Below are 11,118 nucleotides of genomic sequence, written 5' to 3' on the forward strand. Positions count from 1 at the left end.
GTTGGCGAACCCGCGGGCTCGCGCCGGCAAACGCCCCTAGCATGCACGCCGACACCCGCAGCCACCGCCACCCATGCAAATCGCCCGAGAGACTCCCGACCAGCCCGACGTCATCGCCCTTATCGCCGAGCTGGACGCCTACCAGGACAGCCTCTACCCGCCCGAGAGCCGGCACGCGCTGGACCTGACCTCGCTGAAGCAGGACAACGTGCTGTTTTACGTCGCCCGCAACGACGCTAGGGTCGCCCTTGGCTGCGGCGCCGTCGTGCTGGGCGACACCTATGGCGAAATCAAGCGCATGTACGTCAGCCCCGCGAGCCGCGGCCAAGGCGTCGCGCGGCGGCTGCTGCAGGTGCTGGAAGCCGCGGCCGCCGCTGCCGGCTGCCGGCTGCTCACGCTGGAGACCGGGCCCTATCAGCCCGAAGCGCTGGGCTTGTACGCAGCGCTCGGCTTCGAGCGATGCGGGCCCTTCGGCGGCTACGCGGACGACCCGCTCAGCGTGTTCATGCAGAAGGCGATCGGCGGCTAACGCTGCGGCTGCTGGGGCAGCTGCGCGCCCTCCGTGCGCTGGCTTTCCGCCTGCTGCTGCATGAAGGACTGCGCCCCCTCCAGACCGGCGGCCAGCTCCGCCGCCTGCATCGCGCTCTTCTTGTCGAGGGTCCATTCCTTGAACGGCATCTCGGGCACCGGGTCGCGGCGCATCTCGGCCAGGATGTCGCGGCGCGCGACACCCGTGCTGAGTCGGCCCTGCCACTGCCGCGCCCACTGGGCCTGCGGCGAGTCGCCCGCGCCCGCGCTCCCGGCCAGCGCGCCCAGCGCCTGGTAGGCGGCGTCCGCGTTGCCCTCGTAGGCGTAGGCCAGCGCGGCCGAGCGAGCCAGCGCATCGACCTCGCGCGACGCCTGCCACGCCGAGATCACGCCCTGCAGCGCCGCGCTGCCCGGCTCTTCCGTGGCCGCCACCTCGGCCTTGAACACCGCCAGCGCCGCTTCCGGCGACTGCGGGCTCAAGGCACGCGCACGCTGCAGCTGGCCCACGGCCGCCTGCAGATGGGCGCGCCTCGCGTCGCCCTCGCTGCGCTCGGCCAGGCGCAGCCCGGCCATGCCCAGCAGCGTCCAGGCCTCGGCATTCGCCTCGTCGGCGGCCACCAGGGCGTTCAGCGCCGGCACGGCATCCTGCGGATTGCCCCAGTCGATCTGCGCCCGGCTCAAGGTCAGGCGCGCACGCTCGTCGTTCGGGAACCGGGCCGCCAGCGCGGCCACCTGCTTGAGCAGCGCCTCGCCGGCCGGCCGGCTCGGGCAGCTCTTCAGTGCCGACTCGGCAAGCAGGAACTCACCCGACGCCTGCGGCAGCGTGCGAAAGCTCACCCGCGCCACGGGCAGCGACGGCATCGCCACGCGCAGCGCCTTCACGCTCGACAGGCCGTAGCGCCACATCACCTGGCCCGCGTCGCCCTTCTTCAGGCCGAACACGCGCTCAAATGCCACCGTCGGCGACGCGCCGCGCTCCACGGCCGCGAGGTAGTGGCCCAGCCGCTTGCGGTTCTCATCGGACGACAGCATGTAGTGCGTCAGCAGCCAGGACTTGGCCTCGAACTCCAGCCGCACGCCCGCCTCGCCGCCATAGCTCTTCGCGTTGGCAATGTTGTTCTGCAGCACGTCCTCGTAGTCCAGGCCATAGCGGCGGCCCTCGCTCAGAAAGTGCAGGTACTGCCCCAGCGCCGGCGGCGTGCGGCCCACCACCATCTGCTGCGCCGAGAAGCGCACGCTGGAGAAGTACTGCGCGAAGCCGTCGATGAAGGACGCCGGCGTGCGGATGTCCGTGTGGCGGTACAGGAAGTGCCGCGTGTAGGCCTCGAACACGTAGGACAGCGTGTCGTCCAGCTTGCTCTTGTCGAGCTGCTCGTCGCGCAGGCTCGGGATGCGCTCCAGCAGCACGTTGAATCCCTGCACGCCCGATGCGCAGCTGCTGTACAGCCCCACCGCGTTGGCCGGCCCGCTGCCGTCCACCTCGCGCAGCGCCGACAACCGGCTGGCGTAGTACAGCGTCAGCTTGGGCTCCGGCTGCCCACCCTCGTCCGCGGGCTGCGTGTAGATGCGCAGCACATGGTCCAGCTTTTCCAGGTTGTCCAGCAGCTGGGTAACGTCCTCCTCGCGGGCGTCGGAATACACGACGAAGCGCTGGCTCTCGGCCCGGAACCACGGCGAGACCTCGCCCTTGCGGCCGGCCACCGTCACGCGCTCCAGGTTGGCCGGCGCGGGCTGCTGGGCCGCGACGTGGCCAGCCGTCAGCAGGCAGAGGGCGGCAGCGATGGCCTTGGTGGCGGGGCTGAAGCGCATGGAAATTCCTTTGGAGGCAATGTCAGATTCGAGCCGGACCGCATCTTGCACCGTATGCACGTTGCCCGCCGCCCGACATGCTTCGCCGAGCTGTCGCCCATTGAACCGCGAAAGGCTGCTGACAAGCCTGGCACCGAGCCCCGCAATCATCTCTGCCCGCCGTCCTTCCTGGGAGCCATCACATGACCGCCCTGCCCGCCGTTGCGCAGTCCAGCCTGTGGGCCGAACCGCCTCAACCCGCCGTGATCTCCCCGCGCGGCAACTGGATCGCCGTCGCCAGCGCCACGCACGCCCGGCGCGGCTGCGCGGAGCGCGACGCCGGCTACATGCAGGTGTGCCACGGCAAGGTCGCCCCGCTGCGGCGCGTCAAGGCCGGTGACCGCGTCGCGTACTACGCGCCCACCGTCACCATGGGCGGGAGCGACAAGTTGCAGGCCTTCGTGTCCATCGGCCTGGTCCAACTCGGCGATCCCTATGCATTCGACATGGGCGACGGCTTCGTGCCCTTCCGCAAGGACGTGGCCTACGTGCCCGCCAAGGAGGCACCCATCGCCCCGCTGCTCGACCACTTCGAGTTCGTGCAGGACCGGACGCGCTGGGGCTATGCGTTCCGCTTCGGGCTGTTCGCCATCAGCGACCACGACATGCGGCTGATTGCCGACGCCATGGGCGCGGACGCGCAATCGCTGCACTGGTGATCCGGTCTTGAGGCCCACAACCGGACCCCACCGTCTGCACACCTGCGCCCCGCGATGAAGGCTCCGCAGCCATCAACTGCGGGCGGTGGCGGGGCCGGCCGCGCATTTACCTGACGATCCCGCGCTCCCGCAACGCTCCGATCTGCTCGTCGGTCAACCCCAGTTCCTTCAGCACCGCGTCCGTGTCCTGCCCCAGCGCCGGCGCGTTGCGGCGGTGGCCGCCCGGCGTGGCGGACAGCTTGGGCACGACGCCCGGCACGTCGAGGGTGCGGCCCTCGGGCAGACCCGGCAGGTGCACCTGCTGCAGCATGCCGCGCGCCCGGTAGTGCGGGTCGGCGGCGATGTCGGCCACCGTGTAGATGCGCCCGGCCGGCACGTCAGCGCCTTCCAGCGCCTGCAGCACGTCGTCCACCGATCGTGTCGCCGCCCAGTCGCCGATGGCCGCGTCGATCTCGCCCACGCGGGCCACGCGGCCGGCGTTGTCGGCCAGCGCGGGGTCGGTGCCGAGGTCGTCACGGCCGATCACGGTCATCAGCCGGCGGAAGATGCTGTCGCCATTGCCGGCGACCAGCGCGTAGCGGCCGTCGGCGCAGCGGTAGGCGTTGCTGGGCGCGATGCCCGGCATGGCGCTGCCGGCCGGCTCGCGCACCGCGCCGAAGGCGCTGTACTCCGGAAGCAGGCTCTCCATGCAGTTGAAGACGGCCTCGTACAGCGCCACGTCGATGACCTGGCCCTGGCCGGTGGCATGGCGGTGCTGCAACGCCAGCAGGATGCCGATGACGCCGTGCAGCGCGGCAATCGTGTCGCCGATGCTGACGCCCACGCGCACCGGCACGCGGCCGGGCTCGGCGGTGAGGTGGCGCAAGCCGGCCATCGCCTCGGCCACGGCGGCGAAGCCCGGCCGGTCGCGGTAGGGGCCGGTCTGCCCATAGCCGCTGACGCGCAGCACGATGAGCCGCGGGTTGGCGGCCAGCAGCTCGTCCGGGCCCAGGCCCCAGCCCTCCATCGCGCCGGGGCGGAAGTTCTCGATCAGCACATCGGCCTCGGCCGCCAGCCGCCGCACGATGCCCTGCCCCTCGGTCGTGCGCAGGTCCAGCGCCAGCGAGCGCTTGTTGCGCGACTGCACCTGCCACCACACGGACGTGCCGTCCAGCAGCAGCCGCCACTTGCGCAGCGGGTCACCGGCACCGGGGGGCTCGATCTTGATGACCTCGGCGCCGAAGTCGGCCAGCGTCTTGGCGGCAAACGGGCCGGCGATCAGTTGGCCGAGTTCGATAACCTTGAGGCCGGCGAGTGCGGCAGGGGTGGTGCGCGGTGCGTCATTCATGGCGCCAGTGTCCGGCGGGCCGCTCGCGCGACCCTGCGGAACTGTGCGCCCTGGCTTGGCCACGGGCGAAGCCGCTCACCGCCAAAGCCGCACGGTTTACCCGCGTTTGCAAGACGCGGTGACTTTCAGCATGCAGGCCGCGGCGCCCTCACGGCTAAGGTGCGCGCTCCCTTTTTCTGCCCTTTACGGAGCTACCCAGTGAATCCTCGCGCCATCACCCTGGCCGCCGCCCTGTGCTGCACCGGCATTACCCATGCCGCAGCCATTCCTGAATTCGTGCCCGACGTGGACCCCGGCCAGTCGGCCTGCACCGACTTCAACGCCTGGGCCAACAACCGTTGGATACAGGCCAACCCCATCCCGGCGGACAAGAGCCGCTGGGGCAGCTTCGACGCGCTGGCCGAGAAGAGTCTGAACGCGCAGCACGGCATCGTCGAGAACGCCGCCAGGAACGCCGACAGCGCCAAGCCCGACTCCATCGAGCAGAAGATCGGCTGGATCTACCGCGCCGCCATGGACGAGGCCGCCATCGAGCGCGCCGGCTACACGCCGATCAAGAAAGACCTCGACGCCATCGACGCGCTGAAGACCCGCGCCGACATCGTCACCTGGCTGCAGCAGGCCCATGCCCACGCCGAGGGCCGCACCTTCGGCTTCGGCGCCAGCGCCGACTACAAGAACGCCAAGCGCCAGATCGCCTTCGCCAACCAGGGCGGCCTGGGCCTGCCCGGCCCCGAGTACTACAGCAAGGACGAATACGCCAAGCTGCGCGCCGCCTACGTGGCCCACATCGCCAGGCTGTTCGAGCTGACCGGCACGCCGGCGGAGGAGGCGGCATCCCGCGCCACCGCCGTGATGGCGCTGGAAACCCAGCTCGCCGCCGCGTCCTTCCTGCGCGTGGAACTGCGCAAGCCCGAGAACCAGTACCACTTCGTCACCGTCGAGGAAGCCAACAAGCTCACCCCGCACTGGGACTGGGCCCAGTACTTCAAGGTCATGAAGGTGGAGGCCGGCATCAAGAGCGCCGGCGGCTTCTCGCTGTCGCAGCCGAAGTTCTTCGCCGCACTGGACCAGCTGCTGGCCGAGGCGCCGGTCGCGCAGTGGCAGGCCTACTTCGCCTTCCACGCCATCGACGGTGCCGCCCCGGCGCTGTCCAAGGCCTTCCAGGACGAGAACTTCGCGTTCTACGGCAAGACCATCAACGGCACGCCCGAACAGGAAGTGCGCTGGAAGCGCGCGCTCGCCGCCGTCAACGGCACGATGGGCCAGGCCCTGGGCCAGCTCTACGTGAAGGAGTACTTCACGCCCGACGCCAAGGTGCGCGCGCAGCAACTTGTCGACAACGTGCGCAACGCGCTGAAGGCCCGCATCGAGAACGTCGACTGGATGAGCCCCGAGACCAAGGCCAAGGCCATCGCCAAATGGCAGACCTTCCTGCCCAAGATCGGCTACCCCGACACCTGGCGCGACTGGAGCGGCCTGACCGTCACGCCTGACAGCCATTACGCCAACCTGCGCGCGGCGCGCGTCTTCAACCAGCGCTACAACCTCGCCAAGATCGGCAGGGCCACCGACCGCTACGAGTGGAGCATGACGCCGCAGACCGTCAACGCCTACTACAGCCCCTCCACCAACACCATCAACTTCCCCGCCGCCATCCTGCAGCCGCCCTTCTTCTACGCCAAGGGTGACGACGCCATCAACTACGGCGGCATCGGCGCCGTCATCGGCCACGAAGCCGGCCACGGCTTCGACGACCAGGGCAGCCAGTTCGACGGCGAGGGCAACAACGCCAACTGGTGGACGGCCGAGGACCGCCAGCGCTTCGAGGAACGCGCCAACAAGCTCGTGGCCCAGGCCGACGAGTACGTGCCGCTGCCGCAGTACCCCGACAAGCACGCCAACGGCCGCCTGACGCTGGGCGAGAACATCGGCGACCTCGGCGGCCTGAACATGGCCTACGACGCGATGGTCAAGGCCACGGCCGGCCAGCCCGACGCCATGCTCGATGGCCTGAGCCGCGACCAGCGCTTCTTCATGAACTGGGCCAGGGTCTGGGCCGGCAACATCCGCCCCGAGGCGCAACTGGTGCGCCTGAACACCGACCCCCACGCGCCGGCCGGCTTCCGCACCAACGCCGCCCCGTCCAACATGCCGGCCTTCGCGAAGGCCTACAGCTGCAAGGCGGGCGACGCGATGGTGAGGCCCGAGGACAAGCGGGTCATCATCTGGTGACGAACACGGCGGCGCTCAGCCGCTGCTGAATGACGAAGGGCCTGCGATGCAGGCCCTTTCTATGGCCCGCAACACCCGACGCACAACTGCTCGCCGTCACCTGCCGAATCGTCTGGCCAGCCCCTACAGGTAGATATTTCTGAGCTTGCCCTGGCGATACATCCCGTAGTCCTTCCAGGCTTTCGCCCAATTCGCTGGTGCGCCGGGTTCCCACGGGGCGGGCACGCGGCTCATCGCCAGGTAGAAGCTCACTCGTGCCAGGTTGATCCCATAGTCGCGCCCGTCCCTGCTTCCCACGTCAAACAGGCGCTGACGCATCAAGCGTCGCATTTCAGCGCCGGTGCAGAACTTCTGGTCACTGGTAATCCCCTGCTTGGCATAGACGCCTGCCTCCGTCATCACACGGACAGCGTCAAGGCCATCAAGCACGAAGTGCACATCCCTCTTGCACGTCTTGGTGATGTAGGTCAGCCCACATTTGCACATCTGGCGGATGCGCACGGAGCTCGGCTTGCATTTGAAGGTGGTGTCGAGAAATTCCGCAAACCTTTGTACCGACTCGTCATCGGCGTTGCCATCGATCAGCGCGTTGTTCAGGTCGTCAATGATGTTGTACTTGATGCCCATCACCTTCGTCCCAGCGCTCACCTCCGTATTCCTGAACCTTTGCAGCCACAGTTCGCGCGCCTCGCAGCGCCCATACAGGACATCGCCGTCCTTGAACGCAGGCGTGACGTCGTCGCGCGTCAACGTCATGCAGGAGTTGTCTATCCAACCAGTCGTAGCGCTGCCGTTGTCCTCCATCGTCGACAGCGCGATCACCCAGGTGTGATGCGTTCGCCAACCCGGCGTGCGCGGGCCTTTGCCGTCGAAGTATGAGTCGTGCCGGCTCGGATGGCCGCCTACCGCGTACACCAGGTCGTCAGGCTCCAGTTTCCCCAGTTCCACATACGCATCCACAGACGTGCGCTGCCATCGAAGGGTGGCAGTGCTCGTAATTCGATAGAAGCCTCGAGCGAGTTCGGTCATGTTTGCTCCTTCCTCGCGGAGTGGGCTCCGCAACCCTTGCCAACCATGAGCCGCCCAGCGCCTGCTGGACGAGCTTGACTCGTCGCAGCCGGCAGGCCCGGAACGTCTGCAGACCCGCAGGCTCGACACATCACACGCTTCACTCAGGTAGAACGGGATACACCCGCGAAGCCCGACAAGTTGGGAAAAGAAATTCCGGCGGGAGCGGGCTTGCCCATCTTGACCCAAGGCGCTTCATCGTTGGCGCTGTTCACCAGGCCGGCCATGCCTTCGTCATCCACCTCATTGTGGTCAGGGCGAGTAGCGCTGCCGATTGCGCACCTCGAAATCCTTGCGAGCCCGGTTGCTCGCCAGGCAACGCGACATCAGTCGTCAGCAGTTCAAATCCGCGTTGACATCAAGTTATGCAGCATGTTGCACTAACGTCGATGTCGCGGCACACGACAAAAAGCAATCCGGATTCGTCGACGTACTCAACAAGTCAAACGGGAAGGAAAGCAACCATGTCAGGCGCACCAACACCGGCCCAGATCGCCCAGGTTCAGGAGAACATCAAGAACCTTCAGGCGCTCAACGACTACATCTACACCTACGGGCAAGGCAAGATCCTCAACGCCTACCTGCTGCTCTCGGAGCAGGACAACAGCGACCTGGGGCTCAACATCGGCCTGAACATCCTGGAGGGGATTTTCTGGGCGGTCGGCTCGGAGTTTGGCCCCGTCGGCAACTTCTTGGCCTCGTTCGGCTCGGGCATGGTGTCTTACTGGGCGTCCAGTGCGAACACGCCGCCAAGCCTGAATACGACGTTCTCGGACATGATCAATCGGATCAGCGCGACGTTCCGTGCCTTCGACGCTCAGATGGCCGTTTACTACAGCGACGTCGCCGGCAACTGGAACACGTCGTTCAGCTTTAACGGCAAGACCGGCACGCTCTCCGATCTCGCGACGATGGCTGTGCCTACCGAGCAGGACACAGGCTTTCAACCTCTGGCGACGGCGGGGATCTTCGCCCTCGACCAGTTGATCTGGAAGACCGTGATGCAGAAGAACTATGTCGTCACCCTGTGGGAAGGGCAACCCTTGATCTTCAAGGGCAACCAGAACGACCCGCCGACCTCATGGGCACAGGGATTCATCGCGGCGAACCCTGCCTACAACATTACCTGGAGCTGGCACAACAGCTCCGGCTGCGGCAGCGTCAACGGCTGGGAGATCCAGGAATACAACATCGGCACGGGGGCAGGCGTTTTCAGCGACGGCTCGATGAGCAACGCCGCCTGCGCGTACCTCTTCATCGACAGCTGCGGCGGTCAGGTCATCAACGCGGCGGGGCTCTTCCATCGCAACGATGTCTTCAACAACCTCGGAATCAGCCAAACGACGCGCATCGTGCCTTCTGGCGGCATCCCCGTGACGGATGCGCAGCTCTCGGTGGGCTACCTGCGAGCGATGAAAGAGGGCCGCACGCTCGGGAAACTCATCGAGCGCGAGGGGCGCGAGTCCGTCCAGCAGCGCATCGTCGAGAAGGCCCACGCCGACTCGGTATTCGCCCGCAACCTCGCAATGCGCCCCCGGCAGACGTTGGAAACGTTCCTGGGCGTGAAGATCCCCGAAGTCGTCAATCTGAGCGTTGTCGTGGAGAGCGGACGAAGCTTCGGCCTCGTCATTCCGGCAAAGAAAGCCGATTAGTGCAGCACCGCGTAGCCAACCGAGGAGGTATCGAGGCGCCATCGGCCACACCCTCGCCGCCTCGCCGAATGGCGCGCCCCGAGGACAAGCGGGTCATCATCAGGTGACGAACACGGTGGCGCTCAGCCGCTGCTGAATGACGAAGGGGCTGCGATGCAGGCCCTTATCCATTGGCGCCCCCCCCGCACTCGGGAACTGCCCGTTAGTGCCTTACTGGCCGCTCATCGGCCGGTGGTCGTAGCTGAACACCTTGGCGATCTGCCAGGCCGTGCCATCGAAGCGCCAAAGGATGGTGTAGCGGCCCTGCTGGATGCAGTCCGCCTGCCCGGCCTGGGCGAAGCAATGCCGGCCCATCTGCAACGCGCCGACCTTGGCCATCGGGTAGACCTCCATCGTGCCGGGCAGCAGGCGCCGTTCCACCTTGCCGCAGATGTTTTTCCGGACCGCCTGCAGAAACTGCTCGCGGTTCATCACGCGGCCGTTGAGATCGTGGAAGAACTCCACGTCGGGTGCGTACAGCGCCTGCAACGCGTCGATATCGCAGCGGTTGAAGGCGTCGAAGTGGCGCTGGTCCAGCTTGGCGATGAGCGCGGGCAGGTCGGCGTCGGCGATGCTGGGGTGAACGGACTGGGCGAAGGCGGTGCTGGAGCACAGCGCGGCGACGAGGAGCGTCAGGATGAGTCTGATCATGGAAGACTCTGGGGCTAGGGTGGCGTTGGCATGACTCGTGAGGCCAAGATGGCCCCGCCAGGAGCACCGTGGACGGTGCGCTTCAGTGCCCGACTTTAGGTTTGAGACCTGACCGCGATCCCGCGATGAGCCGCGGGATCGCGGCCAGCAATTCGTCGGCGCCCAGGCCCCGGCCCGCCATCGCACCGTGGCAAAAGTTCTCGATCGGCACGTCGGCCTCGGCTGCCAGCCTCCGCACGATGCCCTGCCCTTCGGCCGCGCCCAGGTCCAGCGCCAGCGAGCGCCTGTTGCACAACTGCGCCGGCCAACACACCGACGCGCCATCCAGCAGCAGCCGCCACTTGCGCAGCGTGTCACTGGCGCCGGGCGGTTCGATCTTGATGACCGTGGCGCCGAAATCGGCCCGTGTCCTGGTGGCGAGGGCCCGGCGATCAACTGGCCCAACTCGACGACCTTGAGGTCGGCGAGCGCTGCGGAGGTGGCGGGGACGTGGAGGCGGCGGTGCTCACGCCGGCACGTGTCCAGCGGCGTACGGCTCGGACCCACCTAGCCGCTGACAACGTTGTATGCAGCAACGCAACATGCAAGCCTCATACGCTCTACGCCCAGCAAGCATTCTGCATTTGCAGAAAACGAATGTAGGTACGTAGGCACAAATTCGCCAACGCCAATGGACATCCAACACCAGTTTGGCAGAGTCCGCCCCGAACGCCGAGAAGCCCCGTGGGGCTCGTTGACCGAGGGCCGGGCGCGCGCCCTCCCAAACCTACCGAACTGTTAGGAACACGCCGTTGACCCCTCCCGATCAAACCAAACCCATCCGCCGCATCGTCATCGCCGGCGGCGGCACGGCCGGCTGGATGACTGCCGCCGGCCTCTCCAAGTGCCTGGGCAAGCAGTACGACATCCGCCTGGTCGAGTCCGATGAAATCGGCATCATCGGCGTGGGCGAAGCGACCATCCCGACGCTGCATTTCATGCATACCGTGTTGACGCCGACTGAAATTTGACCCACCCGTGAGGGCCCTGCCGACCCAAATTTGACCCAGGTGTTCAACCTACCCTGCCCGAGATATCCACAGCTGGGCGGGGGTGTGAGGAGTGATCACCA

10 protein-coding genes and 1 pseudogene are annotated in these 11,118 nt (G+C 67.0%); 5 read left to right on the forward strand and 6 right to left on the reverse strand.

Annotated elements, in window-relative coordinates; all coding sequences use genetic code 11:
* The first annotated feature begins 73 nt into the window (after positions 1–73).
* Complete coding sequence (locus ACG04R_RS26985) at positions 74–529, forward strand: GNAT family N-acetyltransferase (protein ID WP_394417390.1); 456 nt, start codon at positions 74–76, stop codon at positions 527–529.
* Here ACG04R_RS26985 and ACG04R_RS26990 read toward each other — a convergent pair.
* On the reverse strand, positions 526–2,337 hold the full coding sequence (locus ACG04R_RS26990; RefSeq protein WP_394417393.1) for a tetratricopeptide repeat protein: 1,812 nt from the start codon (positions 2,335–2,337) through the stop codon (positions 526–528). The genes ACG04R_RS26985 and ACG04R_RS26990 overlap by 4 nt on opposite strands.
* 182 nt (positions 2,338–2,519) lie before the next feature.
* Here ACG04R_RS26990 and ACG04R_RS26995 point away from each other — a divergent pair, with 182 nt between their 5' ends.
* Positions 2,520–3,035, forward strand: coding sequence for an EVE domain-containing protein (locus ACG04R_RS26995; protein ID WP_394417396.1), 516 nt, complete (start codon positions 2,520–2,522; stop codon positions 3,033–3,035).
* A 106-nt stretch (positions 3,036–3,141) separates the two neighbouring features.
* Here ACG04R_RS26995 and ACG04R_RS27000 read toward each other — a convergent pair whose 3' ends face one another.
* A complete protein-coding gene (locus ACG04R_RS27000) occupies positions 3,142–4,362 on the reverse strand; it encodes a CaiB/BaiF CoA transferase family protein (protein WP_394417399.1) in 1,221 nt (406 codons plus the stop codon).
* 198 nt (positions 4,363–4,560) lie between these two features.
* Here ACG04R_RS27000 and ACG04R_RS27005 point away from each other — a divergent pair, with 198 nt between their 5' ends.
* Positions 4,561–6,597, forward strand: coding sequence for a M13 family metallopeptidase (locus tag ACG04R_RS27005; RefSeq protein WP_394417402.1), 2,037 nt, complete (start codon positions 4,561–4,563; stop codon positions 6,595–6,597).
* 123 nt (positions 6,598–6,720) lie between these two features.
* On the opposite strand, the gene ACG04R_RS27010 is transcribed toward ACG04R_RS27005, so the two are convergent.
* Together ACG04R_RS27010 and ACG04R_RS27015 are read right to left on the reverse strand one after the other, a co-directional pair.
* Positions 6,721–7,626: a hypothetical protein gene (locus ACG04R_RS27010; RefSeq protein WP_394417405.1), complete on the reverse strand. Its 906-nt coding sequence runs from the start codon at positions 7,624–7,626 to the stop codon at positions 6,721–6,723.
* A 143-nt stretch (positions 7,627–7,769) separates the two neighbouring features.
* On the reverse strand, positions 7,770–7,907 hold the full coding sequence (locus tag ACG04R_RS27015) for a hypothetical protein (RefSeq protein ID WP_394417408.1): 138 nt from the start codon (positions 7,905–7,907) through the stop codon (positions 7,770–7,772).
* 222 nt (positions 7,908–8,129) lie between these two features.
* Between ACG04R_RS27015 and ACG04R_RS27020 the strand changes: the two genes are divergently transcribed.
* A complete protein-coding gene (locus ACG04R_RS27020; RefSeq protein WP_394417410.1) occupies positions 8,130–9,317 on the forward strand; it encodes a hypothetical protein in 1,188 nt (395 codons plus the stop codon).
* A gap of 210 nt (positions 9,318–9,527) precedes the next feature.
* On the opposite strand, the gene ACG04R_RS27025 is transcribed toward ACG04R_RS27020, so the two are convergent.
* Positions 9,528–10,007: a nuclear transport factor 2 family protein gene (locus ACG04R_RS27025; protein ID WP_394417413.1), complete on the reverse strand. Its 480-nt coding sequence runs from the start codon at positions 10,005–10,007 to the stop codon at positions 9,528–9,530.
* Positions 10,008–10,089: 82 nt separating this feature from the next.
* Positions 10,090–10,389, reverse strand: coding sequence for a CoA transferase (locus tag ACG04R_RS27030; RefSeq protein WP_394417416.1), 300 nt, complete (start codon positions 10,387–10,389; stop codon positions 10,090–10,092).
* Positions 10,390–10,825: 436 nt separating this feature from the next.
* Between ACG04R_RS27030 and ACG04R_RS27035 the strand changes: the two are divergent.
* Positions 10,826–10,999 (forward strand): annotated as a pseudogene (locus ACG04R_RS27035) (tryptophan 7-halogenase); the annotation flags it as partial.
* Positions 11,000–11,118 lie beyond the last annotated feature (119 nt).

Origin of the sequence: Pelomonas candidula, from assembly GCF_043555985.1 — a bacterium.
GTDB lineage: Bacteria > Pseudomonadota > Gammaproteobacteria > Burkholderiales > Burkholderiaceae_C > Pelomonas > Pelomonas candidula.

What these genes read in the sequence shown, in the direction of transcription:
- ACG04R_RS26985 (WP_394417390.1), top strand. Translation starts at nt 74, where the DNA reads ATGCAAATCGCCCGAGAGACTCCCGACCAGCCCGACGTCATCGCCCTT.
- ACG04R_RS26990 (WP_394417393.1), bottom strand. Translation starts at nt 2,337, where the DNA reads ATGCGCTTCAGCCCCGCCACCAAGGCCATCGCTGCCGCCCTCTGCCTG.
- ACG04R_RS26995 (WP_394417396.1), top strand. Translation starts at nt 2,520, where the DNA reads ATGACCGCCCTGCCCGCCGTTGCGCAGTCCAGCCTGTGGGCCGAACCG.
- ACG04R_RS27000 (WP_394417399.1), bottom strand. Translation starts at nt 4,362, where the DNA reads ATGAATGACGCACCGCGCACCACCCCTGCCGCACTCGCCGGCCTCAAG.
- ACG04R_RS27010 (WP_394417405.1), bottom strand. Translation starts at nt 7,626, where the DNA reads ATGACCGAACTCGCTCGAGGCTTCTATCGAATTACGAGCACTGCCACC.
- ACG04R_RS27020 (WP_394417410.1), top strand. Translation starts at nt 8,130, where the DNA reads ATGTCAGGCGCACCAACACCGGCCCAGATCGCCCAGGTTCAGGAGAAC.
- ACG04R_RS27025 (WP_394417413.1), bottom strand. Translation starts at nt 10,007, where the DNA reads ATGATCAGACTCATCCTGACGCTCCTCGTCGCCGCGCTGTGCTCCAGC.